The sequence below is a fragment of the Sphingopyxis sp. BE235 genome (assembly GCF_031457175.1).
Classification (GTDB): domain Bacteria; phylum Pseudomonadota; class Alphaproteobacteria; order Sphingomonadales; family Sphingomonadaceae; genus Sphingopyxis.
Window position 1 is genome coordinate 330,222 of record NZ_JAVDWC010000005.1, and the last position, 25,133, is coordinate 355,354.

Sequence of the window (25,133 nt, forward strand, 5' to 3'; positions counted from 1 at the left end):
CATTTTTCGGTCCTTGGGTTGATGCCGGAGTCGCGCCCCGGCGGGCGGCGATATGCGCCGGGCGGCCGGGGGTGTCAATTTGTGAAGCAATGACGCCGGGCTGCCCTGTTTTTGGGCGGTGACAGATCAAGGCGGGGCGGCGTTGCCCCCCCTTCGTCATCCCGGGCTTGACCCGGGATCCCGCTTTTCTGACGCGTCGGCACGGCCTGACCCAACAGCGGGACCCCGGATCAAGTCCGGGGTGACGATGAAAAAGAAGGTCGAAAGCCGCCTTTGGCGCTACGCCGCCTTTTTCGCTTGCCTATATTTGTGCAGCAGCGGTTCGGTATAGCCCGACGGTTGCGTCACGCCCTCGAAGATCAGCGCGCGCGCGGCCTGGTACGCGATGCCGTCGGGGGTCAGTTTCTCGTACAGCGCATCGCCCGCATTCTGCGCGTCGACCTTGGCCGCCATGCGTGCCAGCGCGGCGTCGACCTGTTCGGGGGTGCAGACGCCGTGGAGCAGCCAGTTGGCGAGCGCCTGACTGGCGATACGCAGCGTCGCGCGGTCCTCCATAAGGCCGACGTCGTCGATGTCGGGAACCTTCGAGCAGCCGACGCCCTGATCGATCCAGCGCACGACATAGCCGAGGATGCCCTGGCAATTGTTATCGAGCTCGCGGGTGATTTCGGCCTCGCTCCAGTTGCGTCCCGTGGCGACCGGAATGTTGAGCAGGCGGTCGAGCGCGGGCACGGCCTCGCCTGCGATTTCCCTCTGCCGCGCAAACACGTCGACCTGATGATAGTGCAGCGCGTGGAGCGTCGCGGCGGTCGGCGACGGCACCCACGCGGTGTTCGCACCCGATTTCGGATGGCCGATCTTGGCTTCGAGCATCGCTTTCATCAGGTCGGGCATCGCCCACATGCCCTTGCCGATCTGCGCCTTGCCGCTGAGACCGCAGGCAAGGCCGATGCGGACGTTGCGGTCCTCGTAGGAGGCGATCCAGTCGCTCGCCTTCATCTCGCCCTTGGGGATCATCGGACCCGCGCGCATCGAGGTGTGAATTTCGTCGCCGGTGCGGTCGAGGAAGCCGGTGTTGATGAAGACGATGCGGTCCTTCACCGCCTCGATGCATGCGGCGAGGTTCGCGCTGGTGCGGCGTTCCTCGTCCATCACGCCGACCTTCATACTGTGGCGCGCGAGGCCGAGCATATCTTCCACGGCATCGAACAATCGGTCGGTGAAGCCGCATTCCTCGGGCCCGTGCTGCTTGGGCTTGACGATATAGATGCTGCCCGCGCGGCTGTTGCGGAGCGTGCCGAGCCCTTTGAGGTCGTGGAGCGAGCAAAGGCTGGTGATGACCGCGTCGCAAAGCCCCTCGGGCGCTTCGCTGCCATCCGGCAGCCGGATCATCGGCGTCGTCATCAGATGACCGACGTTGCGCACGAACATCACGCTGCGGCCGTGGAGCGTGAAGGCTTCGCCCGACGGCGAGGTCCATTCGCGATCGGGCTCCATCGCGCGCGTCACAGTCTCGCCGCCCTTGGCGAAGCTCTCGACGAGGTCGCCGCGCATCAGGCCGAGCCAGTTGGTGTAGCCGAGCGTCTTGTCCTCGCCGTCGACCGCGGCGACGCTGTCCTCGAGGTCGATGATCGTCGTCAGCGCGGCTTCGAGCACGACGTCGGCGATCCCCGCGGGGTCGGTCTTGCCGATCGCGCTCGCGGGATCGATCACCAGTTCGATGTGCAGGCCGTTGTGGCGGAGCAGGATGCCGCCGGTCCTGCTGCCGGCCCGTTGCGCCGGATCGGCGAGCGCGGGCTCTCCGCCCTGCCAGTCGGCCCAGCTGCCCGACGCAAGCGGCACCGCTTCGTCGAGGAACGCCTTGGCGCGCGCGATCACCGCGGCGCCGCGGTCGGCGTCGTAGCCGCCCGGCTTGGCGGGCGGCGCATCGAGCGCGTCGGTGCCGTAGAAGGCGTCGTAGAGGCTGCCCCAGCGCGCGTTGGCGGCGTTCAATGCGAAGCGCGCGTTGAGCGCGGGCACGACGAGCTGCGGTCCCGCCATCGTCGCGATTTCGGGATCGACATTCTGCGTGCCGACCTGAAAGGGCGCGGGTTCGGGGACGAGATAGCCGATTTTGCGCAAGAACGCCTGATAGGCGGCAGCGTCATGCGTCTGCCCCGCACGCCCGTGGTGCCAAGCGTCGATCTGGACCTGCAAATCCTCGCGCTTGATGAGCAACGCCGCATTCTCAGGCGTGAATTTGCCGAGCAGCCCGGCGAAATCGCTCCAGAATTTGGCGGCGTCGAGCCCCGTCCCCGGCAGCGCGCGCTGCTCGATAAAGTCGGACAGTCGCGAATCGACGGACAGGCCGGAGCGATCGAGAAATTCAGTCATGCAAGCACCCTCTGGTCGGCGCGGCTGCGCCAGTGGACCCGGGGAGGAAAGGGCCGTCGCCCTATGCCGCGATTGATTTCGATTGGCAATGGGCGGTGTTTCCCGCATAGGTTTTCAGCCGCTGCGCGGACTTTCGGCACTTGCCCACCGCGCCCGCATGTGATTATGCTGCATTGCACAATAAAACCTTTCTCCCCCGAACGGCTCTGAAACCATGGACGACACACGACTGAAATTGATGGAAGCCATCGCCCGCAAGCGAAAGGTGACCGCGCATTACAATGGGCAAGTCCTGACGCTGGCGCCGCATCTTCTGTTCGAACGGCGCGGCGACCTGTTTATCAGCGCGCTGAACCTCAACAAGAACTGGCGATCCGACGAGGAGCCGCGGCTCGGCCATTTCAAGCTCGGCGGCCTCGCGTCGATCGAGCTGATCGAAGAGACTTTCGATCCGCTGCCAAACTTCGAAGCGGCGCCGCCGCAACCCGAAGACACGCCGCTACTCGCGGTCTGAAATCAGGCAACACCCACGGCGGGTGCCGGCGCCAGTTCGCCAATCGCGACCCGCACCTGATTCCGCCCGCCCGCCTTGGCGCGGTACAGCGCGGCGTCGGCGCGGCGCGACAGGTCGAACAGCGAATCGCCCGTGGTACGCTGCGCGACGCCGAAAGACGCCGTAAAGCCGCGATCGACCCCCAGCACCGGCAATTGCGCCGCCGCAAAGGTCGTGCGCACGGTTTCGGCGTAGAGGCGGCCGTCGGACAGCAGCGCGTCGGGAAGCAGGACGGCGAATTCCTCGCCCCCGATCCGGCCGACGATCGCACCCGCGGGCGCGGCATCGACCAGCATCGCCGCGAAATGCGCGATCACCCCGTCGCCCGCGGCGTGGCCGAAACTGTCGTTGATCTTCTTGAAGTCGTCGAGGTCAGCCGTGACGAGCACCGTCACGTCCCCGCCGCGCAGCAACGCCAGTTCGGCATGATGTTCGAAACCGCGCCGGTTGAGCACGCTCGAAAGCGGATCGGTTTCCGAGCGCGCGACCATCTCCGCGGTGGTGTCGCGCATGATCACAAGCAGCATGACGAGCGCGATCGCCATCAGCGTGACGACGCTCCCGCTTTGCGAGATCGCGGCGTAGGTCGTCGCCATATAGCCTTGCGGTGCGCTCGCCGTGCCCACGATCGCCGCGATAAAGGGCTTGGCGACATAGATGGCGGCCGCGATCACCTGGAGCGCGACGAGCAGCAGGTCGAGCGCCTGACGCCGGCCCGAGCGCCAGATCACGAGCCCGAGCAGCGTCTGCATCGCAAAATAGGGAAGCTGGTAGAGCATCAGACGCACGATCGAGCCGTAGGTCATGCTGAAGATCACTGGCACGGCGAGGATGGTGACGACCCAGATCGCGGCCATCGCGCCCCACGGCGGCCGCGCGCGATAATGATGCGCGACGCCGATCAGCGCGAAGCTGAGCGCGAGCAGGAAGACGAGGAAAATGCCGATGCCGACGGGGTTGGGATCGACCTGCCGGGTCAGAAGAAACTCGAGCGCGACATTGACGATCCCCATGCCGTAGCCAAGCGCAAGCCACCGCGCGCCGCGCGCGTCGCGGTTCGTCGCCGCGACCACGGCGAACGCAACGGCGAAAATGCCGGCGACGGACATGTTGATGCCAAGCACAAAGGCGGCGGTCATCGGCTCACTCACTTATCGGTTCGGTCAGCGTAACGAGGCTGTTCCGAACTTTCGGTTAATGTGTTGCGATTCGGTGCAATTCGACTGCCCCATTACCGAAGGGAGCGGCCCGGAACAGTGACTTGCCGCACAGTGAAGACAAAAGTGCCGCCCCGGGGGTGCAAAAGCCCCTCGCCGCTCGCTATAGCCACCCCATGGTCAGTCTCACCGCGACAGAAAATGCGACGCTCGAACGCGCCGCCGATGCGCCGATGCTGGTGCAGGTGGAGAAATGGGCCGCGATCAACAGCGGCACCGGCAATCTCGCGGGATTGAAGACCGTCGCGGGCGAACTGGCCGATGCCTTTGCGGCGTTGCCCGGCGAAGTCCGGCTGGTTGCCGCCGATCCGGTCGAAAGCGTCGACAGCGCCGGCACCGTCAAAACCATCCAGCGCGGCGACCATTTGCACCTGCGCGTGCGCCCCGAGGCGCCCGTGCAGCTGCTGCTGACCGGGCATATGGACACGGTGTTTGCCGTAGATCACCCATTCCAGACGTTGAAGTGGCTGGAAGACGGCGTGCTCAACGGCCCCGGCACCGCCGACATGAAGGCCGGCATTTCGGTGATCCTCGCGGCGCTCACCGCGCTGGAGGCATCGCCGCTCGCGAGCCGCGTCGGCTATGACGTGATGATCAACAGCGATGAGGAAACGGGAAGCCAGGCGTCGGCGCGGCTGATCGCCGAACTTGCAAAGGGCAAGACCGCGGCGCTGACCTATGAACCCGCGCTGCCCGACGGCACGCTGGCGGGCGCGCGGCCGGGCAGCGGCAATTTCTCGGTGATCGTCCACGGCCGCGCCGCGCACGCCGGGCGCAATCCGCAGGACGGGCGCAATGCCTTGCTCGCCGCCGCCGATCTCGCGCTGCGGCTCGGCGCGCTGAAGTCCGATACGCTCAAGGTCAATCCGGCGAAGATCGACGGCGGCGGCCCGAACAATATCGTGCCCGACAGCGCGATCCTGCGCGTCAACATGCGCCCGTCGACCCCCGATGCGATGGCGGCGGCCGAAGCGGCGATGCGCGATGCGATCGCGGCAATCTCGCGCGAGCATGACGTGCATTGCCACGTCCACGGCGGCTTCAATCGCCCGCCGAAGCCGCTCGACGCCGCGGCGACGCGCCTGTTCGAGCTGGTGCGCGACTGCGGCGCCGCGCTTGGCCTGCCGATCGGCTGGAACGCGACCGGCGGGGTGTGCGACGGCAATAATATCGCGGCGTGCGGCGTGCCGGTGGTCGACACGATGGGCCCGCGCGGCGGCGCGATCCATTCGTCGGACGAATTTCTGATCGTCGACAGCCTCGCCGAGCGCGCGCAGCTGTCGGCACTCACCATGATAAGAATAGCGGAACGGGGGACGGTGTGAATTATGTGATCCGGGCGGCCAAGCCGGGCGACTTGCAGAGCATTTACGAGATGGCGAAGCTGACCGGTGGCGGCTTCACCAACCTGCCCCCCGACAAGAATGCGTTGCGTGCCAAGCTGGAGCGCACCGAAGCCTCGTTCGCGAGCGACAAGGAATATCCGTCGGACGAGCTGTACCTGCTCGTGCTCGAAGACATGGACAGCGGCGAAGTGCGCGGCACCTGCCAGATTTTCGGGCAGGTCGGCCAGCGCTGGCCCTTCTATTCGTACCGCATCGGCACCGACAGCAAGCATAGCGAGCAGCTCGACCGCACCTTCCACGCGCAGGTGCTGATGCTGAGCAACGACCTGAACGGCGCGAGCGAGGTCGGCGGGCTGTTCCTGCACCCCGCGGCGCGCGCCGGCGGGCTCGGGCTGTTGCTCGCGCGGTCGCGCTATCTGTTCATCGCGCGGCACCGCGCGCGCTTCGGCGACCGCATCCTCGCCGAGCTGCGCGGGGTGATCGACGAGGCGGGCGGATCGCCCTTCTGGGACGGGGTCGCGGGCAAGTTCTTTGGCATGAATTTCCAGGAAGCCGACCAGTTCAATGCGGTCCACGGCAACCAGTTCATCGCCGACCTGATGCCGAAGCATCCCGTCTATATCGCGATGCTGGGCGAGCATGCGCGCAGCGTCATCGGCGTGCCGCACCCGACCGGGCGCGCGGCGATGCGCATGCTCGAGAATGAGGGCTTCGCGTTCGAAAATTATGTCGACATCTTCGACGGCGGCCCGACGATGACCGCGCGCACCGATCAGGTCGCGAGCATCAAGGACGCCAAGCATATCGAGATTTCGGCCATCGCCGAAACGGGAGAGGACGCGCTGGTCGCGACGGGGCAACTCGCCGATTTCCGCTGTTGTTTTGGCAAGATCGGCGACGGCGCGACCCTCGACAGCGAGGCCGCGAAGCTGCTGGGTGTCGGCAAGGGCAGCGGCATCAGCTGGATCGGACGTTAAACGATGCTGACCGAAATCAATTTCGACGGGATCATCGGCCCGAGCCACAATTATGCGGGGCTCAGCCGCGGCAATATCGCGTCGGCGAGCAATGCCGGCGACGTGTCGCAGCCGCGCGCCGCGGCGCTGCAGGGCATCGAGAAGATGCGCCACAATCTGACGCTCGGGCTGCCGCAGGGCTTCTTCACCCCGCTCGACCGGCCCGACGCGCCGTGGCTTGCGACGCTCGGCACGACCCCCGAAGATGCCGAGGGGCATTTGCGCGCGCAGGCGTGGTCGGCGTCGTCGATGTGGGCCGCGAACGCCGCGACCGTCTCCCCCGCGCCCGACAGCGCCGACGGTAAATGCCATCTGACCGTCGCGAACCTCGTCACCATGCCGCACCGCAGCCACGAATGGCCGGGCACACTCGCACAGCTTCGCCTCGCGTTCGCCGACCCCGCCTTTGCGGTGCATGCGCCGGTCCCCGCCCCCTTCGGCGACGAGGGCGCGGCGAACCATATGCGGCTGTGCAGCGGGCACGACGGGCAAGGCGTCGAGATCTTCGTCTATGGCGTCGGCGGCGGGCGCTTTCCGGCGCGCCAGCATCTCGACGCGTCGAAGGCGATCGCGCGCAACCACGGGCTCGATCCGGCGCGTACGCTGTTCATCCGTCAGTCGGACACGGCGATCCAGGGCGGCGCGTTCCACAACGATGTCGTCGCGGTCGCGAACGAGCATGTGCTCTTCACCCACGAAACCGCGTTCGAGGACCGCGAGGCGGCGCACGCCGAGATCCGCGCCGCCTTCCCCGCGGTCGAGATCGTCGAGGTGCCCGCGAGCGCGGTGAGCCTGCCCGACGCGATCAAATCCTATCTGTTCAACGCGCAGCTCGTCAGCCTGCCCGATGGCGGCGGCATGGGGCTGGTGCTGCCGACCGAGGCGCAGGCCACGCCCGCGGTGTGGAACTGGCTGGAGGCACATGTCGCGGGCAACGGCCCGATCCGCCGCCTGCTGCCGGTGAACGTCCGCCAGTCGATGGCGAACGGCGGCGGGCCGGCATGCCTGCGCCTGCGTGTCGTCGCCGATCCGGCGACGGTCGATCCGCGCTTTATCGCCGACGAAGCAAAGCTCGACCGGATTGCGGGCGTCGTGGCGAAGCACTGGCCCGAAGCGATCGCGCCGGGCGATCTCGCGTCGGCCGCGCTGGCAAGCGACGTGCGCAAGGCGCGCGCGGCGCTGCTCGAAACGCTCGATCTCGGCGAGCTGGTTTGACGGCATATTCGCTTCGTCATGCCGGACTTGATCCGGCATCCATCGCCGCCCCCGCAGCCTGGACCCCGGATCAAGTCCGGGGTGACGACAAGAAAAAGGGCGACGTAAGTTGAAGATTCGCGAACTGATCGGCACCGCCGAGGTGCCGGGCGGCGACGAACTGCGGCTGTACCGGCGCGGTGACGATTTCATCATCGCGATCGATCGCAATGAATTGATGAGCAGCCGGATGAGCGGTTCCGAAGAAGCGTTGGCGACGATGACCTGCGACCGGCTGCGCAGCCAGAAGGGTGCCAGCCTGCTGATCGGCGGCTATGGCATGGGGTTCACCCTGCGCGCCGCACTGGCGACGCTCGGGCCCGATGCAAAGATTGCGGTGGCCGAACTGGTGCCGGGCATCATCGAGTGGGCGCGCGGCCCGATGGCCGAGCTGGCGGCGGGCTGTCTCGACGATCCGCGCGTCGAGCTGGTCCTCGGCGATGTGTCGAAGGTGATCGGCGCGGCGACGCGCCGCTATGACGCGATCCTGCTCGACGTCGACAATGGGCCCGATGGCCTGACGCGCGATGCCAACGAGGGTCTCTATTCGGCGGCGGGCCTCGCCACGGCCAAGGCGGCGCTGCGCCCCGGCGGCATTTTGGCGATATGGTCGGCAGCGCCCGACGCCCGCTTCACGCGCCGGTTGGCGGCGGCGGGCTTTCAGGTCGAAGAGGTCGGCGTGCGCGCGCGCAGCAACGGCAAAGGCCCGCGGCACGTCATCTGGTTTGCGCGGGTGAACTAGCGGCGGTCGCGCTTGGCTCCCGACCGATTGCAGACCCCCATACTCTCGTCACCCCGGACTTGATCCGGGGTCCCGCTTGATGTCGCAGCCTGCCGATGCCTTCTCAAAGCGGGATCCCGGATCAAGTCCGGGATGACGAAGGGTAAGAGTCCGGGATGACGAAGGGTAAGGACGCCACCGTCCGCTCACACCCCGATGTCATCGCCGCCTTTTCGACCAGACGCCGTAGGCCGGACCGATTCCGCGCTATTTTTAGGCACAGAAACGGCTACACTTCAGGCGGGGCGGCGTACGATATTTGGCGAAGGAAAGCCGCGATGTCACCGACCGAGCAATCCGCGATCTGGCCCGAACTGCGCTGGGCCGACTGGCGCGATACCGCGATCACGCTGCAGCTGTGGACGCAGATCGTCGGCAAGATCCGCCTGTCGCTGACACCCTGGCTCAACCATGGCTGGCAGGTGCCGCTCTATGTCAGCGCGCGCGGCCTCACCACATCGCCGATCCCGGTCGGGCACGAACTGCTCGAAATCGAATTCGACTTCATCGTCCACCGGCTGATCTGCCGCACGAGCCAGGGGCAGACCCGCGAGCTCGTGCTCGAACCGCGCAGCGTCGCCGATTTCCACGATCGGCTGTTGGGATTGCTCGCCGACCTTGGCATCGCGGTGCGCATCCATGGCGTGCCGAACGAGGTGCCCGACCCGATCCCGTTCGCGCGCGACGAGAGCCACAAAAGCTATGACGCCGAGGCCGCGCATCGTTTCTGGCGCGCGCTGATGCAGGTCGACCGCGTGTTCAAGCTGTTCCGCAGCGGGTTTCTGGGCAAGGCGAGCCCGGTGCATTTCTTCTGGGGCAGCTTCGACCTGGCCGTCACGCGCTTTTCGGGCCGCGCGGCGCCGCCGCACCCCGGCGGCGTGCCGGGCCTGCCCGACCCGGTGACGCGCGAGGCCTATTCGCACGAGGTCAGCAGCGCCGGCTTCTGGCCGGGCGGCGACGCTTTTCCCGAGCCAGCCTTTTATTCCTACGCCTATCCCGAACCGGCCGGGTTTCGGGACTATCCGGTGCCCGACGCGGCGCGCTTCGACGCCGGCATGGGCGAATATATCCTGCCTTATGACGCGGTGCGGACGGCGGCGTCGCCCGATGCGCTGCTGCTCGATTTCCTTGAGCGCAGCTATGGCGCCGCGGCCGACGCCGCGGCCTGGGACCGCGCCGCGCTGGAGTGCCCGCTGGGCGCGCCGGCGCGGGTTCGCGAGACGAATTGAACCGCCTGTTCGCCGAACGGATGCCCTGGTGGCTTGCCCCCATCTGTCGGATTAACTTACAGTTTACCATAAGCCCGGCGCGCCGAATCCCGCATTTGCGCCAGTGGCACGGCGCTTGCTTAGGCTATGGTGATGCTGAAAAAAATCGGACGCCTGTTCGTCATCAAGACCCGCTTCGAAGCGTGCCTCATCATCTATGCGCTCGCCGTCGGGGCGATGGCGCGCGGCGCCGCCTATCTGCACGAATATCCGGGGACCGGCGGCAAACTGTTGCTGCTGGCCTGCACCGGATCGGTGTTCCTTGCGGGCGCGAAGATTTTCGATTGCCTGCGCTTCGAGCAGGCGGCGGAGGCCGCGCGGCAGACGACGGAATAGCAACGACGTCGCCCCTGCGAAGGCAGGGGCCGCAATCGGTTTACACGGCACGGGCGGGGCAAGGCTGCCAGCGGGCCCTGCCTTCGCAGGGGCGACGGAATATACAGCCCCCGCCTTCCCCACGTCATCCAGATATGCGAAGGCGTGCCCATGAGCAGGATCAGCGGCCGGCCGGCCATCAGCAACGAGCATATATACGGCCTGAGCCTCCGCGTCGCGCGCTGGCGTGCGGGCACGCCCGGCACGCCCTTGCTGTTCCTCAATGGCATCGGTGCCGATCTGGTCGCCGCTGCGCCGCTGCTCGCGCAGATCCATGACCGCGAAGTGTGGACGCTCGACATGCCCGGCGTCGGCGGTTCGCCCGACGCGCTGCTGCCCTATGGCGCGCCGACGATCGCGGCGGTGGTGATGGAGATCGCCGACCGCCTTGGGCACAAGATGATCGACGTCGCCGGGTTCAGCTGGGGCGGCGCGCTGGCACAGCAGATCGCGATCCAGTTTCCGGGGCGCGTGCGCCGTCTTGTGCTGATGGCGACGACCCCGGTCATGGGCGCGCCGGGGATCGGCTGGGCCGCGATGTTCGACGACGACATGCTGGCGAGCGGGCTCAAGATCCAGACCGCGACCCCGCTCGGCATCGCCTACCAGAGTGCCGCGATGATCGGATGGAGCAGCATGGGTTTCCTGTCGGGGCTGAAAGAGCTTCCGGCGCTGGTGCTGATGGGCGAGCAGGATGGCGTGATGCCCGCCTGCTATGGCGAGATGCTCGCCGACCAGATCGATGGCGCGGTGCTGGAAATGGTGCCGGGATCGCACCTCTTCCCTTTCACGCATGCCGCGGCCATCTCGGCGCGGATCAGCGCGTTTCTGGATTCGCCGGCGGCGGGGCAACAAGCCGCCGCGTAAGGAAGTCGGCGATCGCCTTCGCGGTCGCATCGGGGGCTTCCTCCATCGGCAGATGACCGATGCCGGGCAACATCACGACCTCGGACCCCGCGATGCGTTCGTTGAACGTTTTCGCGGCGCTGGGGTTGATGATCCGGTCCTTGTCGCCGAACAGAATCAGCGTCGGCACCTCGATCTCGCCGACACGCGCCGCCACCCTGGGCTCGCGGTCCATCCGCGCGCGCAGCACCGTCGCTTCGCGATTGCCCGGAAAGCGCAGCAGCTCCCAATAGCGGTCGATCATCGCGTCATCGACGATCTCCTGTTTCTCGAGCGACCCGCGCAGCGACTGTTCGACGAGCATCCGCGGCGTGACGCGCGTCGCCAGCCAGCGGCCGAAGGGATATTCGAGGACGCGGAAACCGACATTCGATTCGGGCCTCTTTTCGCCCGGCCGCAGCGGCATGCCCGCGGCGTCGATCAGCAACAGCGCATCGACGCGCGAAGGCTGCGCGAGCGCGTAGCGCCAGCTGACCCAGCCGCCCATCGAATTGCCGCCGAGGATGAAATGATCGAGCCCGAGCTTCGCCGCGACGACGTCGACCGCGTTCATCATGCCCTCGGCCGAATAATCGGTGTCGGGGGTCGCACCGGTCAGCCCGTGTCCCGGCAGGTCGAGCGTGACGATCCGGTAGGTGGCGCCGAGCCGCTTCACCAGCGGTTCCCACGTATGAAGGCTGGCATTGGCGCCATGGACGAGGATGATCGCGGGGCCGCCCGCCTTGCCCTGATCGCGATAGTGAATCCGCTGCCCCGCCGGCCCCGCGACGAATGCCGCGTTCGGGCCGCCATATTTGGCGATCATCGCGTCGCGGTCGGTATCAGGCGTCAGGAGCAGGAGGAAACCGACCACGATCGCGAGCAACAACGCGAGCGGGATCAGCACCCGCTTGCGCCGAAAGAACGGACGCCGCGGTGGCGGCGGCGGATCGAAATCTATGTCGTCGGCAATCATCATGCCCCCCTCAAGGCTCCGCGCGAACCTAGCGAGCATGGCTGCTCCGTCAATGTGAAGATCCTCCCCGTGGCGCAGCCATGGGGAGGGTCAATATTGTCTACTCGTGAATTTTCCGCCGGAAGGTTTCGGGCAGGAACAACAGCCCGACGATCAATGTGATCACCGCGACGATCACCGGATACCAGAGGCCGTAATAGATGTTGCCCGTCGCCGCGACCATCGCGAACGCCGTCGTCGGCAGGAAACCGCCGAACCAGCCGTTGCCGATATGATAGGGCAGCGACATCGCGGTGTAGCGGATGCGGCTGGGGAAGAGTTCGACGAGCAATGCCGCGATCGGGCCGTAGACCATCGTCACCAGCAGCACGAGGTAGAAGAGGATCGCGACGACGAGCGGCTTGTTGATCGCCGCCGGATCGGCCTTTGCCGGATAGCCGGCGTCGGTCAGCGCATTCTGGAGTTCGGAGCGGAACGCGGCGATCGCGCCGGCGCGATCCTCTTCGGCAAGGCGCCAGGGATCGGGCGCGGCGAGGACGCGCGAGCCGATGCGCACGCGCGCGGGCTCGCCCGTCATGCGTTCGCGCGTGAAAGACGTGTAGCTCGCACCCGCCTTTGCCAGCGTCGACTTGATAATGTCGCAGCCGCTGCCTTCGAACTTGTTGCCGCCGATCGGATCGAACTGGAACGAGCAGGACCCGGGATCGGCCGCCATGATGACGGCGGCGTTCTGCTGTGCCTTGGCCATCGCGGGATTGGCGGCGGCGGTGAGCATCTGGAACGCCGGGAAATAGGTGAGCGCGGCGAGCGCGCAGCCCGCGAGGATGATCGGCTTTCGCCCGACCTTGTCGCTGAGCCAGCCGAAGAAGATGAAGAAGGGCGTGCCGAGCGCGAGCGCGATGGCGATCAATATGTTCGCGGTGGCGCCGTCGACCTTCAGCGTCTTTTCGAGGAAGAAGAGCGCGTAAAATTGCCCCGAATACCAGACGACCGCCTGCCCCGCGACCGCGCCGAACAGCGCGACGATCACCCATTTGAGATTCTCCCAGCGGCCGAACGCCTCGGTGAGCGGCGCCTTCGAGGTCGTGCCCTCTTCCTTCATCTGCTTGAAGACCGGGCTTTCCTCGAGCTGGAGGCGGATCCACAGCGACACGCCGAGCAGGATTACCGAGATGAGGAAGGGAATGCGCCAGCCCCAGTCGGCGAACGCCGCCTCGCCCATGACCGAGCGGATGACGATGACGACGCCGAGCGCCGCGAACAGGCCGAGCGTCGCGGTGGTCTGGATGAAGCTGGTGAAGAGCCCGCGTTTGCCCTCGGGCGCATGTTCGGCGACATATGTCGCGGCGCCGCCATATTCGCCGCCGAGCGCGAGCCCCTGGACGAGACGGAGCAGCACGAGGAGGATCGGCGCCGCGACGCCGATCGACGCATAGCTGGGCAGGACACCGACGAGGAAGGTCGACGCGCCCATCAGCCCCATGGTGACGAGAAAGGTGTTCTTGCGCCCGACAAGGTCGCCGATGCGCCCGAACACGAGCGCGCCGAACGGCCTTACCGCAAAGCCCGCGGCGAAGGCGCCGAGCGCAAAGATGAAGCCGGTGGTTTCGTTGACGCCCGAAAAGAATTGCGCCGAAATAATCGTCGCGAGCAGGCCGTAGAGGTAGAAATCATACCATTCGAACACCGTGCCGAGCGACGAGGCCAGGATGACCTTGCGTTCGCTCTGCCGGGTTTCGAGTGCCGCCGCGCCGTCACCGTTCGTCATCCGCTACCCCTTCGCCCATTATCTTGTGGGCGAAGGGTCTAGCGGACGGGTAGCGTGCGTCAACCGACGCGCTTGACCGCACCTTTGTGTGCGCCGACGCTCTTGTTGCGCGGGCGGAAACGGCGCTTGCGCTGGCCTTCGGCACCCTCGCCGGCTGCCGCACCATCGCGGCGCGGACCGCGTTCGCCGCGCGGCTGGCCGCCATCGCGCTGACGATGCGCGTCCTGACGCTGGCGATTGGGGTCGCGGCCCTGGCTGCCCGTGTCGCGCGGCGGCTGTGCCGGCTTGGGCAGATTGCGCACCAGCTCGTTGAAATTCTCGGGCAGCGGCATCGGTTCGGACTTGCTCCGCGTCACGCGCTCGATATCGCGCATGTACGGACGCTCATCGGGCGCGATGAAGCTGATCGCCTTGCCCTCGGCGCCGGCGCGCGCGGTGCGGCCGATGCGGTGGACATATTGTTCGGGCACGTTCGGGATCTCGAAGTTGATCACATGGCTGACCCCCGACACGTCGATGCCGCGTGCAGCAATGTCGGTCGCGACGAGCAGCTTGATGTCGCCCGAGCGGAACGCCTGCAGCGCGTGGGTGCGCTGCGACTGGCTCTTGTTGCCATGGATCGCCATCGCCTTGATGTTCGCGCCCGCGAGGTGACGCACGACGCGGTCGGCGCCATGCTTGGTGCGGGTGAAGATCAGCGCGCGGTCGATGTCTTCGCTGGCAATGACCGAGTGCAGCAGCGCCTGCTTTTCCTTCTGTTCGACGAAGGTCGAATATTGGCTGATCTTTTCGACCGTGGTCGCGGCCGGGGTGACCGACACGGTCACCGGATCCTCGAGGAACTGTTCGGCGAGGTGGGCGATTTCCTTGGGCATCGTCGCCGAGAAGAAAAGGTTCTGGCGGCGCGACGGGAGCAGCTTGGCGATGCGGCGCAGCGAGTGGATGAAGCCCATGTCCATCATCTGGTCGGCTTCGTCGAGGACGAAGATCTCGACGTCGTCGAGGCGCAGCGCGCGCTGGTCGATCAGGTCGAGCAGGCGGCCCGGGGTCGCGACGAGGATATCGACGCCGCCCGACAGGTCGCGGATCTGCTTGTTGATCGGCACGCCGCCGAACACCGTCGTGACGCTGAGCTTGGTGAAGCGGCCATAGTCGCGGCAGCTTTGCGCGATCTGCGCGGCCAGCTCACGCGTCGGCGCGAGGACGAGCATGCGGCAGCCGCGCGGGGTCGGGCGGTGCGGATAGGTCAAAAGATGATGGATCGACGGCAGCGAGAAACCGGCGGTCTTGCCGGTGCCCGTCTGCGCGATACCGCACAGGTCGCGGCCCTTCATCAGCGGCGGGATCGCCTGCGTCTGAATCGGGGTCGGGGTGGTATAATCCTTGGCGGCAAGCGCGCGATTGATGTCGGCGTGCAGGCCAAAGTCGTTAAAAGTCGTCATAAAATACTCACATAGGGCGACGCGCAGGCGCATCCGTTCGGTCCGAACGGACGGCGCACGGCCGCGGGTTCGAAACGACCCGCGTGAAAGGGTGCCTCTGGGGACAAAGCGCTGGTCCGGCTCGTCCCGCGCCTGTTTCGGGCGGGAAAATCACGCTGCCGGTGGTTACGGCGGGAGGTCCCGCCATGCTGCGCTGCACAACATATGGCATGGGTTGCGCAGTTTTGCAAGATAATTGCGCGCTTACCTATTCCGTTTGCCCTGAGCTTGTGAAGACGCTGTTCCTTCTTCAAGATAATCGTCGCCCCCGCGAAGGCGGGGGCCGCTATCGACGTCAAGCGACGTTGCTTTAGAAATGCCAGCGGCCCCCGCCTTCGCGGGGGCGACGGATTGGAACAGGGTGGGATAAATGGCCGAGAAAATCATCGTCATCGACGAGGGCACGACGTCGACGCGGACGATGCTTTTCGGCGCCGACGGCACCCCGCTCGGCAGCGCGCAGCGCGAGATCCGGCAACATTATCCCGGCCCCGGCCTGGTCGAACATGACGCCGCCGAAATCTGGGAGGCCACCCTCGCCTGCACGCGCGAAATGATCGCGCAGGCGGGCGGCGCCGACCATGTCGCCGCGATCGGGATCACCAACCAGCGCGAGACGGTGGTGTTCTGGGACCGCACCACCGGCGAGCCGCTCGCGCGCGCAATCGTGTGGCAGGACCGTCGCTCGGCCGCCGATTGCGCGGCGCTGAAAGACGCCGGCCATGAGCCACAAGCGCAGGCGAAGAGCGGGTTGCTGCTCGATCCCTATTTTTCGGGAACCAAGATCGGCTGGGCGCTGAAGCACTGGCCGCAGCTGAAGGAAGCCGGCGACCGGCTCGCGGTCGGGACGGTCGAATCCTATCTCGTCTATCGCCTGACCGGCGGCGTTCATGTCACCGATGCGAGCAACGCATCGCGCACCTTGCTGATGGACATCAACGGCCAGGGCGGCTGGGATAGCGAATTGTGCGACCTGCTCGGCGTGCCGATGGACCTGCTCCCCGAAATCACCGGCTGCACGACGCGCGTCGGCACGACCGATCCGGCGCTGTTCGGCGGCGCGATCGCGATCTGCGGCATGGCGGGAGACCAGCAGGCGGCAACGATCGGGCAGGCGTGCCTGTCGCCGGGACAGACCAAGGCGACCTTCGGCACCGGCGCCTTCATCCTGTCTGCCAGCGGCACGGTGCGCCCCGTGTCGAACCATCGTCTGCTCGCGACAATATTGGTGCAGGAGGGCGACGTGCGCTCCTATGCGCTCGAAGGATCGGTGTTCGTCGCGGGCAGCCTGATCAAATGGCTGCGCGACGGGCTGGGCCTGCTCGCCAATGCGGGCGAGAGCGAAGGGCTCGCGCGCTCGGTGAGCGACAATGGCGGCGTCTATCTGGTCCCCGCCCTCACCGGGCTCGGCGCGCCGCACTGGCGCCCCGATGCGCTTGCGGCCATATCGGGCCTGAACTTCGCGACGACGAAGGCGCATGTCGCGCGCGCCGCGCTGGAAGCGCAAGCCTATCAGGCGCATGATCTGAAATCGGCCTTCGCCGCCGACGGGGTCGACTGGGCCGAGGTGCGGATCGACGGCGGCATGGCGGCGAACGACTGGATGGCGCAGGACCTTGCCGACATGCTGGGCATCACCGTCGAACGGCCCGATTTCGTCGAAAGCACCGCGCTTGGCGCCGCGATGCTCGCTGCCACCGGCGCGGGGCTTTATCCAGACCTCGCGAGCGCGGCCAAGGCGATGCGCGGCACCGCGACGCGCTTCACGCCGGCGCTGGATGCCGGGAAACGCAAAACGCGCCTTGCCGGCTGGCAAAGCGCGCTTGCAAAGGTTCTGAGCTGACACCCCCGCATTCGCGGAGGTGGGCACCATTAGCGCTTGAGGGTGAGACCACCGAAACGCTTGTTGAACTTGGCGACCTGACCCGCAGCGTCGAGCATACGTCCGGTGCCGCCGGTCCAGGCCGGGTGCGCAGTGGGGTCGATTTCGAGCGTCATCGTGTCGCCCTCTTTGCCCCAGGTCGAGCGCGTCTGATATTCGGTGCCATCGGTCATCTTGACCGTGATCATGTGATAGTCGGGGTGAATGTCGTTTTTCATGTCTCTTGGCTCCTGTGCCGCTGGTTACCGACCAGCAGCGTGAGTCTGTGCGTCCGGGGACGCGAAGCGGCGTCCCCTAACGGCGAATGCCGGATTTGGCAAGTGGTGGTTAGTCGCTCGGCGGGTCGGCGATCATCGCGGTGAACTGGCACTCGGCCGCCAGGCTGTCACCCAGCATCGCCCTGCCCTCGAACTTGCAGATGTTCCGCTTTGCCTGAACGATGGTGACGTGGAGGTCTAGCAGGACGCCGGGTTCGACCGGTTTCCTGAACTTCACCCCATCGATCGCCATGAAATAGACGAGCTTGCCCGAGCCGCCGAGGCCGAGCGATTCGATCGCCAATATGCCGCCGGCCTGCGCCAGCGCCTCGACGATGAGGACGCCGGGCATGATCGGCCGGCCGGGGAAATGCCCTTGGAAAAAGGGCTCGTTCATCGTCACCGCCTTGACCGCGTGGATCGAGGTGTCCTTCACCATCGATTCCACCCGGTCGACGAGCAGCATCGGATAACGATGCGGCAGCAGCGTCAGGATCCGGCGGATATCCACCGGGCCCAAGGCGCCGTCCGGCTTTTCCCCGTCCGTCATCGATCTTAGCGGGTCGTCGGTGCGGTGCCGGTCGGTGCCGGAGCCGGGGTCGCCGGACGCGTTCCGCCCTGCGCGGCGCGTGCCTGGTCCATCAGCTGCTGGTTGCGCTGCTGGACAAGCTGGCCCGGCTGGTAACCGGCGGGAACCGCAGTCGACACGTTGGGCAGGATGCGGTTGAGTTCGGCAACCACCGCGTCGGTGATGTCGACATTGTTTTCGCGCGCGATCACCGCCTCGGGGTTGACGAGCAGGTCGACCTTTTTCGCGGTCATCCCGGCCTTGATCGCTTCGTTCATGCGAACGCTGATCTGGTCTTCGACATAAGCGATCGCGAGGTCGACGGGCGCACCGATCTGACCGAGCTCGGCCTGCGCGGCCTGGCGCTTGTCCTGGACGGCCTTGGCGGCAGCCTGCAGCGAGGCCTGGTTGACCGGCGTCTTCTTCGCTTCTTCGTTATATTTCGCGATCAGGACGTTGATTTCGGCCTGCAGCGTCTGGCCGCGCGACTGCTGCTGGTCGATCTGCGCCTTGTAGGTCGTTTCGATCTGCTTCGAGGCAGTCTGGAAGGCGTTCGAGCGGGCGGCGGCGACGCGGACGTCGGCAACGCCGACACCCTTTGCCTGGGCAATGGCGGGGGCCGACAGGAGGGGCGAGACCGACAGCGTGGCAATCGCCAGCGCCGAGGCGGCAAGGATTTTCTTCATCAGAATTGGGTTCCTACATTGAATGAGAAGCGTTTGGTATCATCGCCCTCTTCTTTGCGAAGGGCGTAAGCGAAGTCGATCCGGAAGGGACCGAAGGGAGAGTTCCAGTTCACCCCGGCACCGATCGACACGCGCGGCATCCACGTGTCGCCGAAGAAGCGTTCCTCGAACGGATCGAGGCGCGAGAAATCGGTCGGGCAGGTCGTGTATTGACCGGTGCCCGTCGGGACGCCGCCCGTCGGCGTCGTTACCGTTTCCGTCGCGAACTGGGTGACACCCGTGGTCGCGTTGCGGCAAAGCGACTTGGTGAGACCGAAACCGGGCGCGTTGGGGTCGGTTTCCCTGAAATTGGCAAGCGTTGTCAGCGTCGGGCGGCGGACGCTGAACACCGATCCGACGTCGACGAAGATCGACGGGCGAAGCCCCATTTCCTTTGCGCCGGTGCCGAGCGGAATATCGAGTTCGATCCGGCCCTGATAATAGGCGCGGCCGCCAAGCGCGTCGTCGATCTGGCCGCGCTCACCGTTGGCGTCGGTGACGACAATGGGGTTCGCCGGATCGGTATTGTCGACCGAGTAGCGGATAACACGCGGGCCGACGCCGCGAATGTCGAAACCGCGCATCTGCGGTTCGCCAAGGAAGAAGCGGTCGGTCAGGCGGACCTTGTCGCTCGTCGGGGTCGGACGGCCACCGAACGGATAGATATACCCGCCTTCGGCCGACAAATTGAGGATGAAGCGGCTGCCGAGGTTGAAGTGCTTCGAGCCGTTCAAGCGCGTGCGGACATATTTGACGCTGCCGCCGAGGCCGGCGAAATCCTGGCTGAGCGACAGCGACTGGCCGCGCGTCGGACGGATGCGATTGTCGCGGTCGTCATAGGCGAGCGTATAGCCGAGCAGCGAGGTCGTGCGGTTGCCGATCGCGTCGCACAGGTAACGGCCGGCCACGAGCGGGTCGCACTCGCCGCCGAAATAATAGATTCCCTTGTCGAGCGTCACATCGTCGAAGTTGATGCTGTAGCGCGCGAAGAACGACATGAATTCGGTCAGCGGCACGCCGGCGTTGATCTGCGCCCCCGTCGTGACCTGCTGGAACGTCGTCCGGCGGTCGTTGTTGATGAAGTTGAACGAGTTCAAATCGCGGCGATAGATGCTGCCGCCGACCGAGATGTTGCGGTCGAACAGATAGGGTTCGGTGAAGCCGAGCTCGATCGACTTCGAATAGCTCGAATAGTTGACCGACGCCTGAAGCTGCTGGCCGAGACCGCGGAAGTTGCGCTGGCGGATCGACGCCTGGAGCAGGAAATTCTCGATCGACGAGAAGCCGGCCGACAGCGAGAGTTCGCCGGTCGGCTTTTCCTCGACGTTGGTTTCGAGGATGATGCGGTCGGGGGCGCTGCCTTCCTTGCGTTCGATTTCCAGGTTTTCCTGGAAATAGCCGAGGCTATTGATGCGGTTTTCGGTACGCTTGACGCCGAAGCTGTTGAACGCATCGCCTTCGTTCAAACGGAATTCGCGGCGCACGACCTTGTCGTGGGTCAGCGTGTTGCCGTTGACGTCGATGCGCTCGACATAGGTACGCGGGCTTTCGGCGACGTTGAAGGTGATCGCCATCGTCCGCGTTTCGGGGTCGCGGCGGAATTCGGGGTTGATGTCGGCAAAGGCGTAGCCGAACAGACCCGCGGTTTCGCTCAGGCTTTCGACCGTGTCCTCGACCTGCTTGGCGTCATACCAGTCGCCGGTCTTCATCGGCAGCAGCTTCTTCAGCATTTCGGGCTGGAAGTCGCGGATTTCGCTCTTCACGTCGATGTCGCCGAACTTGTAGCGTTCGCCTTCCTCGACCACATAGGTGATGATGAAGTCCTGCTTGTTGCTCGTCAGCTCGGCCACCGCCGAAATCACGCGGAAATCGGCGTAACCGTTGGTCAGGTAGAAAAGGCGCAGCTTCTGCTGGTCATAGGCGAGGCGGTCGGGGTCGTAGCTGGTGTTCGACGACAGGATCGTCATCAGGCTCGACTGCTTCGTCGCCATCTCGTCCTTGAGATCGCCGTCGCTGAACTTCTCGTTGCCGATGATGTTGATCTGGCGGACCTTCGATTTCGGCCCTTCGTTGATTTCGAACACGACGTCGACGCGGTTCTGGTCGAGCGACACCATCTTGGGCTCGACCGTCGCGGCAAAGCGGCCCTGACGCTTGTAGAGCTCGATGATGCGCGCGACGTCGGCGCGGACTTTCGAGCGGGTGAAGATCTGACGCGGCGCGAGCTTGATCTCGGGGCGGACCTTGTCTTCCTTCAGGCGCTTGTTGCCCTCCAGGATGACGCGGTTGATCACGGGGTTCTCGGTGACCTGGATCGTCAGCGCACCGGCATTGTCGGTGATCTGGAAATCCTTGAACAATTCGGTCGCGGCCAGATCCTTCAGCGCCTGGTCGAGGATCGAGCGGTCATATTGCTGCCCGACGCGCAGGCGCAGGTACGACAGGATCGTCTGCGCCTCGAGCCGCTGGTTGCCGACGACGGTGATCGACTTGACCGTCGTCGCGGTGGGAGCCGCTTCGGGAGCCGGAGCCGGGACGACTGGCGGCGCAACCTGTTGCGCCATCACCGGCGCGCCAAGCATCGTGCCGGCCAAAAGAAGTACCGACAGCTGCGTCCGCGCCGAGAATTTGTGTGAAGCCACGCTGTTCATCCCGAAAAAATAACTCAAAAGCGACAAACCCGCCTGACCGCGGGTTCGTGCGCCACTCCCTGCCCCAGACTCGCTAGCCAATCAAGCGGGCGATCCTGTCCCACACGCCAATTGAGCCCAAATCGTTGAAAGTCACGACCAGCATAAGGGTCACGATTGCCGCAAAGCCGAATCGGAACGCCCATTCCTGCGCCTGCGGCGGCGCGGGGCGGCGCCGGATCGCTTCATAGGCGTAAAAGGCCAGATGACCGCCATCGAGCATCGGCAATGGCAAGAGGTTGATGAACCCCAGATTGATGGAAACGAAGGCGATGAAGAAGATCAGCGCGGCGACGCCCAGCGTCGCCTGTTCGCCCGACTGCTTCGCGATCTTGATCGGCCCGCCCATTTCCTTGACCGAACGTTGCCCGGTCGCGAACTGGCCCAATATCTTGCCGGTCAGCTGAACGATGTTCCAGGTCTGCCCCGCGCTCGCCCTCACCGCCTCCAACGGGCCGACCCGCGCATAGGTCAGCGCGCCCGACTGGATGCCGATGATCGCCACCTCGGCCTTGTTCCCGAAACCGTCGGTTTCGGTCGTGACCCGCGGGCGCAGGGTGATCGCGAGCCGCTGCTCGCCGCGCGCGATATCGAGGCTAGCGGGCCTGCCGAGATCATAGGCCACAATCTTCGGGATATCGCCGAAGCTGTCGACCAACTGTCCGTTGATCCCGGTGATACGGTCACCGATACGGAGCCCCGCCGCCTCGGCCGCACTGCCTGCCTGCACGCCGCCGATCACAGGCGGAACCGTGGCAACGCCATAGGTCATGTTGCACGCGGCAAAAATCGCAATTGCGAACAGGAAGTTGGTCACCGGCCCTGCGAGAACGATGAGCGCGCGCTTCCACACCGGCTGCGCGGGGAATGTGTGCGATTTCTGGTCGGCTGGCAGTTGCTGCCATTCGGCATCGGGCTGGCTGACCGCATCGCGGTCGCCCGCGAACTGGACATAGCCGCCGAGCGGCAGCCAGCCGATCTTCCATTCGGTGCCGCGCTTGTCGGTCCAGCCGAGGATCTTGCGCCCGAAGCCGATCGAGAAGGTGTCGGCCTTCACCCCGCACCAGCGGCCGACGATATAATGGCCATATTCGTGCACGAAGACGAGCGGCCCCAGCACCGCGAGGAACGCGAGCGGATAGAGCCAAAGCGGAATGTCAGGCATGTTCATATTGGTCCACAAAACGCTGAGCAGCCGCGCGGGATGCGGCATCGACGCTGAATATGTCCTGAAGCGATGTCGGCACCGCGGGCGCGTCGGCATCGATCACGCGGCGCACCGTATCGACGATCGCGGGGAAGGCAATGCGCCCCGCGAGGAAGGCGGCGACCGCCACTTCGTTCGCGGCGTTGAGCTGCGCCGGGCGCGCGCCGCCCTCGGCGATCGCGGCGCGGCAGAGCGCGGTCGCGGGAAAACGCACCTCGTCGGGCGCCTCGAAATCGAGCCGCGCGATGCTGGCGAGGTCGAGCGGCGCGCACGGCGTCGCCATGCGCTGCGGCCAGGCGAGCGCGCTGCTGATCGGAATGCGCATGTCGGGCGAGCCGAGCTGCGCGAGCGTTGAACAGTCGATATATTCGACGAGGCTGTGGATCACCGATTGCGGGTGGACGAGGATTTCGATGCGGTCGAGCCCGACGGGGAACAGGTGATGCGCCTCGATCAGTTCGAGCCCCTTGTTCATCATCGTCGCCGAATCGACGCTGATTTTCGCGCCCATCGACCAGTTCGGGTGCGCTACCGCCTGTTTGGGGGTCACGCGCGCCATATCGTCGGCGGTCATCGTGCGGAACGGGCCGCCGCTCGCGGTCAGGATGATGCGGCGCACCTGATCGATGCGCCCGCCCGCGAGGCACTGGAAGATCGCATTATGCTCGCTGTCGACGGGCAGGATCGTCGCCCCCGACGTGCGCGCCACCGCAGTCATCAGTTCGCCCGACGATACGAGGGCTTCCTTGTTGGCGAGCGCGACATCGTATCCGGCGGCAAGCGCCGCCATCGTCGGCGCGAGTCCTGCGGTGCCGACGATCGCCGCCATGACGAGGTCGGTGGGGCGCTGCGCCGCTTCGACGAGCGCCTCGACGCCTGCGGCGGTTTCGATGCCGGTGCCAGTCAGTGCCTCGGCGAGCTCGCCATAGCGGGCTTCGTCGGCGATCACCGCGATGTCGGGACGGAATTCCTTTGCCAGCTTCGCGAGCTCGGCAACGTCGCTGTTCGCGGTCAGCACGCCGACAGCCCAAGCCTCGCCATCGCGCCGTACCAGATCGAGGGTCGATTGCCCGACCGATCCGGTGGCGCCGAACAGCGAGAGGCGGCGCTGCGTCATGCGGCGGCTCTGACGGCGATCTGGCCGGCGAACGCCAGCGCGCCGAGCAGCAGCGCCACCGGCAGCACGCCGTCGACGCGGTCGAACAGGCCGCCGTGGCCAGGGATGAGCTTGCCCGAATCCTTGACCCCCGCGCGGCGCTTCATCCAGCTTTGCGCGAGGTCGCCGAGCTGTGCGAGCAGGCCCATGAACAGGCCGATCCACAACGGAACGCCGATAATGCCCGCACGGTCGCCGATCGTCGCGCTGGCGATCAGCGCCGCAATCATGCCGCCGATGAGGCCCGACCAGGTCTTCGACGGGCTGATTTTGGGCGCGAGGCGCGCGCCGCCAAAGGCGCGGCCAGCGAAATAGGCACCGATGTCGGTCGCCCACACCATGCCGAAGACCCACAGCGCGGCGGTCATGCCGAGATGGTCGCGGATGAACCAGAGCCCCGCCATCGCGCCGAGAACGAGAATGGGACCGAGAACATTGAGGCCCGTCTTGGCGCCGCCGCCGAGGGTCATTGCGCGAACCAGCGCGAACCATTCGACGAGGACAAGCGCCCCGCCGACGAGCAGCAGCAGACCGAAAGCAAGCCCGCCGAACCACAGCGCGGTGCCCGCGATCGCGAACAGGACGATCGCCGACCCGATCCGCGCCCAGAAGTCCGATTTAGCCGCTGTCGCCATGCCCTATAGTCCCCCGTAACGGCGGTCACGCCGCGCAAATTGGTCGAGCGCTGCCTTGAGGTCGGCCGGTTTGAAATCGGGCCACAAGATATCGGTGAAATAGAGTTCGGCATAGGCCGACTGCCAGAGCAGGAAATTCGACAGCCGGACCTCGCCCGAGGTGCGGATGAGCAGGTCGAGCGGGGGCATGTCGGCGGTGTCGAGATGCGCGGCGATCGCCTCCTCGGTGATCGGGCCCTCTGCGGCGGCAGCGGTCGCGGCGCGAACCAGCTCGTCCTGCGCGCCATAGTTGAGCGCGACCGCGAGCGTCGTGCGTTTGTTGCCCGATGTGCGTTCGAGCGCATTTTCGATCAGTTTGACGACATCGGGCGCGAGCGCGCGCCAGTTGCCGATCACCTTCAGCTTCACGTCGTTCGCAGCGAATTCGTCGAGATCGGACAGAATGAAGCGCTTCATCAGCCCCATCAGGTCGCTGACCTCTTCCTCAGGGCGCTTCCAGTTTTCGGAACTGAAGGCGTAGAGCGTCATCGCCTCGATGCCGAGGTCGCCCGCGGCGCGCACGATCGTGCGCACCGCCTCGACCCCGGCCTTGTGACCGGCGACGCGGGGCAGCAGGCGCTTCTTGGCCCAGCGGCCATTGCCGTCCATGATGATGGCGACATGGCGCGCGCCGTGATGGGTTTCGGTCATCGTCTATCCGTCATCCCAGCGAAAGCTGGG

At 65.9% G+C, this 25,133-nt stretch carries 22 protein-coding genes; 9 read left to right on the forward strand and 13 right to left on the reverse strand.

From position 1 onward, the window contains the following. Positions 1 to 279: 279 nt before the first annotated feature. On the reverse strand, positions 280 to 2,373 hold the full coding sequence (locus J2X38_RS20035) for a malate synthase G (RefSeq protein ID WP_310256712.1): 2,094 nt from the start codon (positions 2,371 to 2,373) through the stop codon (positions 280 to 282). 214 nt (positions 2,374 to 2,587) lie between these two features. Here J2X38_RS20035 and J2X38_RS20040 point away from each other — a divergent pair, with 214 nt between their 5' ends. Further along, on the forward strand, positions 2,588 to 2,887 hold the full coding sequence (locus J2X38_RS20040) for a hypothetical protein (protein ID WP_056371424.1): 300 nt from the start codon (positions 2,588 to 2,590) through the stop codon (positions 2,885 to 2,887). A gap of 2 nt (positions 2,888 to 2,889) precedes the next feature. Here J2X38_RS20040 and J2X38_RS20045 read toward each other — a convergent pair whose 3' ends face one another. Continuing rightward, entirely contained in the window at positions 2,890 to 4,065 is a 1,176-nt protein-coding gene (locus J2X38_RS20045) for a GGDEF domain-containing protein (protein WP_058535964.1), read from the reverse strand. A 194-nt stretch (positions 4,066 to 4,259) separates the two neighbouring features. Between J2X38_RS20045 and J2X38_RS20050 the strand changes: the two genes are divergently transcribed. The 7 genes from J2X38_RS20050 to J2X38_RS20080 all read left to right on the forward strand — a co-directional run bounded on the left by J2X38_RS20050 (position 4,260) and on the right by J2X38_RS20080 (position 11,050). Further along, entirely contained in the window at positions 4,260 to 5,468 is a 1,209-nt protein-coding gene (locus J2X38_RS20050) for a hydrolase (protein ID WP_310256717.1), read from the forward strand. Then, the gene (locus J2X38_RS20055; protein ID WP_058535962.1) at positions 5,465 to 6,466 is read left to right on the forward strand and encodes an arginine N-succinyltransferase; all 1,002 of its coding nucleotides are present in this window, start codon (positions 5,465 to 5,467) and stop codon (positions 6,464 to 6,466) included. The genes J2X38_RS20050 and J2X38_RS20055 overlap by 4 nt, the downstream gene beginning before the upstream one ends. A 3-nt stretch (positions 6,467 to 6,469) precedes the next feature. Beyond that, a complete protein-coding gene (locus J2X38_RS20060; protein WP_310256721.1) occupies positions 6,470 to 7,720 on the forward strand; it encodes an N-succinylarginine dihydrolase in 1,251 nt (416 codons plus the stop codon). Positions 7,721 to 7,829: 109 nt separating this feature from the next. Continuing rightward, on the forward strand, positions 7,830 to 8,501 hold the full coding sequence (locus J2X38_RS20065) for an MnmC family methyltransferase (protein WP_310256724.1): 672 nt from the start codon (positions 7,830 to 7,832) through the stop codon (positions 8,499 to 8,501). 317 nt (positions 8,502 to 8,818) lie between these two features. Next, a complete protein-coding gene (locus J2X38_RS20070) occupies positions 8,819 to 9,769 on the forward strand; it encodes a DUF5996 family protein (RefSeq protein WP_310256727.1) in 951 nt (316 codons plus the stop codon). 132 nt (positions 9,770 to 9,901) lie between these two features. Beyond that, the gene (locus tag J2X38_RS20075) at positions 9,902 to 10,144 is read left to right on the forward strand and encodes a hypothetical protein (protein ID WP_058536475.1); all 243 of its coding nucleotides are present in this window, start codon (positions 9,902 to 9,904) and stop codon (positions 10,142 to 10,144) included. Positions 10,145 to 10,294: 150 nt separating this feature from the next. Continuing rightward, a complete protein-coding gene (locus J2X38_RS20080) occupies positions 10,295 to 11,050 on the forward strand; it encodes an alpha/beta fold hydrolase (protein ID WP_310256730.1) in 756 nt (251 codons plus the stop codon). Here J2X38_RS20080 and J2X38_RS20085 read toward each other — a convergent pair. The 3 genes from J2X38_RS20085 to J2X38_RS20095 all read right to left on the reverse strand — a co-directional run bounded on the left by J2X38_RS20085 (position 11,001) and on the right by J2X38_RS20095 (position 15,254). Beyond that, positions 11,001 to 12,047 (reverse strand): alpha/beta hydrolase, encoded by a 1,047-nt coding sequence (locus J2X38_RS20085; RefSeq protein ID WP_310256733.1) that lies wholly within the window; start codon positions 12,045 to 12,047, stop codon positions 11,001 to 11,003. The two genes, J2X38_RS20080 and J2X38_RS20085, sit on opposite strands and share 50 nt — an antisense overlap. A gap of 97 nt (positions 12,048 to 12,144) precedes the next feature. After that, entirely contained in the window at positions 12,145 to 13,812 is a 1,668-nt protein-coding gene (locus tag J2X38_RS20090; protein ID WP_058535956.1) for an MFS transporter, read from the reverse strand. Positions 13,813 to 13,871: 59 nt separating this feature from the next. Then, positions 13,872 to 15,254: a DEAD/DEAH box helicase gene (locus tag J2X38_RS20095; protein WP_310256737.1), complete on the reverse strand. Its 1,383-nt coding sequence runs from the start codon at positions 15,252 to 15,254 to the stop codon at positions 13,872 to 13,874. A gap of 409 nt (positions 15,255 to 15,663) precedes the next feature. On the opposite strand from J2X38_RS20095, the gene J2X38_RS20100 reads away from it, so the two are divergent. Then, the gene (locus J2X38_RS20100) at positions 15,664 to 17,136 is read left to right on the forward strand and encodes a glycerol kinase (protein ID WP_310256740.1); all 1,473 of its coding nucleotides are present in this window, start codon (positions 15,664 to 15,666) and stop codon (positions 17,134 to 17,136) included. Positions 17,137 to 17,165: 29 nt separating this feature from the next. Here the strand turns inward: J2X38_RS20100 and rpmE are convergent, their stop codons facing one another. From rpmE to uppS, 8 genes are all read right to left on the reverse strand, one after another. Further along, positions 17,166 to 17,393 carry a 50S ribosomal protein L31 gene (rpmE, locus tag J2X38_RS20105; RefSeq protein ID WP_037517493.1) on the reverse strand — a complete coding sequence of 76 codons (228 nt, stop codon included), beginning with the start codon at positions 17,391 to 17,393 and terminating at the stop codon, positions 17,166 to 17,168. 109 nt (positions 17,394 to 17,502) lie between these two features. After that, positions 17,503 to 17,982, reverse strand: coding sequence for a 3-hydroxyacyl-ACP dehydratase FabZ (fabZ, locus tag J2X38_RS20110; protein ID WP_310256744.1), 480 nt, complete (start codon positions 17,980 to 17,982; stop codon positions 17,503 to 17,505). A 5-nt stretch (positions 17,983 to 17,987) separates the two neighbouring features. Then, positions 17,988 to 18,686, reverse strand: a complete 699-nt coding sequence (locus J2X38_RS20115; protein ID WP_310256747.1) for an OmpH family outer membrane protein — start codon at positions 18,684 to 18,686, stop codon at positions 17,988 to 17,990. Continuing rightward, a complete protein-coding gene (gene bamA, locus J2X38_RS20120) occupies positions 18,686 to 21,376 on the reverse strand; it encodes an outer membrane protein assembly factor BamA (RefSeq protein ID WP_058536474.1) in 2,691 nt (896 codons plus the stop codon). Before bamA ends, J2X38_RS20115 begins: the two co-directional genes overlap by 1 nt. A 73-nt stretch (positions 21,377 to 21,449) precedes the next feature. After that, on the reverse strand, positions 21,450 to 22,580 hold the full coding sequence (rseP, locus tag J2X38_RS20125) for an RIP metalloprotease RseP (RefSeq protein WP_310256838.1): 1,131 nt from the start codon (positions 22,578 to 22,580) through the stop codon (positions 21,450 to 21,452). Next, positions 22,573 to 23,739: a 1-deoxy-D-xylulose-5-phosphate reductoisomerase gene (locus tag J2X38_RS20130; RefSeq protein WP_310256749.1), complete on the reverse strand. Its 1,167-nt coding sequence runs from the start codon at positions 23,737 to 23,739 to the stop codon at positions 22,573 to 22,575. The genes rseP and J2X38_RS20130 overlap by 8 nt, the downstream gene beginning before the upstream one ends. Continuing rightward, entirely contained in the window at positions 23,736 to 24,413 is a 678-nt protein-coding gene (locus J2X38_RS20135) for a phosphatidate cytidylyltransferase (protein ID WP_310256750.1), read from the reverse strand. Before J2X38_RS20135 ends, J2X38_RS20130 begins: the two co-directional genes overlap by 4 nt. Positions 24,414 to 24,416: 3 nt before the next feature. Further along, complete coding sequence (uppS, locus tag J2X38_RS20140; RefSeq protein WP_310256753.1) at positions 24,417 to 25,103, reverse strand: polyprenyl diphosphate synthase; 687 nt, start codon at positions 25,101 to 25,103, stop codon at positions 24,417 to 24,419. Positions 25,104 to 25,133: the final 30 nt, after the last annotated feature.

Coding starts and splice junctions, on each gene's coding strand:
- uppS (WP_310256753.1), bottom strand. CDS start 25,103: ATGACCGAAACCCATCACGGCGCGCGCCATGTCGCCATCATCATGGAC.
- J2X38_RS20095 (WP_310256737.1), bottom strand. CDS start 15,254: ATGACGACTTTTAACGACTTTGGCCTGCACGCCGACATCAATCGCGCG.
- rpmE (WP_037517493.1), bottom strand. CDS start 17,393: ATGAAAAACGACATTCACCCCGACTATCACATGATCACGGTCAAGATG.
- bamA (WP_058536474.1), bottom strand. CDS start 21,376: ATGAACAGCGTGGCTTCACACAAATTCTCGGCGCGGACGCAGCTGTCG.
- fabZ (WP_310256744.1), bottom strand. CDS start 17,982: ATGACGGACGGGGAAAAGCCGGACGGCGCCTTGGGCCCGGTGGATATC.
- J2X38_RS20080 (WP_310256730.1), top strand. CDS start 10,295: ATGAGCAGGATCAGCGGCCGGCCGGCCATCAGCAACGAGCATATATAC.
- J2X38_RS20075 (WP_058536475.1), top strand. CDS start 9,902: ATGCTGAAAAAAATCGGACGCCTGTTCGTCATCAAGACCCGCTTCGAA.
- J2X38_RS20100 (WP_310256740.1), top strand. CDS start 15,664: ATGGCCGAGAAAATCATCGTCATCGACGAGGGCACGACGTCGACGCGG.
- J2X38_RS20050 (WP_310256717.1), top strand. CDS start 4,260: ATGGTCAGTCTCACCGCGACAGAAAATGCGACGCTCGAACGCGCCGCC.
- J2X38_RS20045 (WP_058535964.1), bottom strand. CDS start 4,065: ATGACCGCCGCCTTTGTGCTTGGCATCAACATGTCCGTCGCCGGCATT.
- J2X38_RS20085 (WP_310256733.1), bottom strand. CDS start 12,047: ATGATGATTGCCGACGACATAGATTTCGATCCGCCGCCGCCACCGCGG.
- J2X38_RS20135 (WP_310256750.1), bottom strand. CDS start 24,413: ATGGCGACAGCGGCTAAATCGGACTTCTGGGCGCGGATCGGGTCGGCG.
- rseP (WP_310256838.1), bottom strand. CDS start 22,580: ATGCCTGACATTCCGCTTTGGCTCTATCCGCTCGCGTTCCTCGCGGTG.
- J2X38_RS20060 (WP_310256721.1), top strand. CDS start 6,470: ATGCTGACCGAAATCAATTTCGACGGGATCATCGGCCCGAGCCACAAT.
- J2X38_RS20115 (WP_310256747.1), bottom strand. CDS start 18,686: ATGAAGAAAATCCTTGCCGCCTCGGCGCTGGCGATTGCCACGCTGTCG.
- J2X38_RS20040 (WP_056371424.1), top strand. CDS start 2,588: ATGGACGACACACGACTGAAATTGATGGAAGCCATCGCCCGCAAGCGA.
- J2X38_RS20130 (WP_310256749.1), bottom strand. CDS start 23,739: ATGACGCAGCGCCGCCTCTCGCTGTTCGGCGCCACCGGATCGGTCGGG.
- J2X38_RS20070 (WP_310256727.1), top strand. CDS start 8,819: ATGTCACCGACCGAGCAATCCGCGATCTGGCCCGAACTGCGCTGGGCC.
- J2X38_RS20090 (WP_058535956.1), bottom strand. CDS start 13,812: ATGACGAACGGTGACGGCGCGGCGGCACTCGAAACCCGGCAGAGCGAA.
- J2X38_RS20035 (WP_310256712.1), bottom strand. CDS start 2,373: ATGACTGAATTTCTCGATCGCTCCGGCCTGTCCGTCGATTCGCGACTG.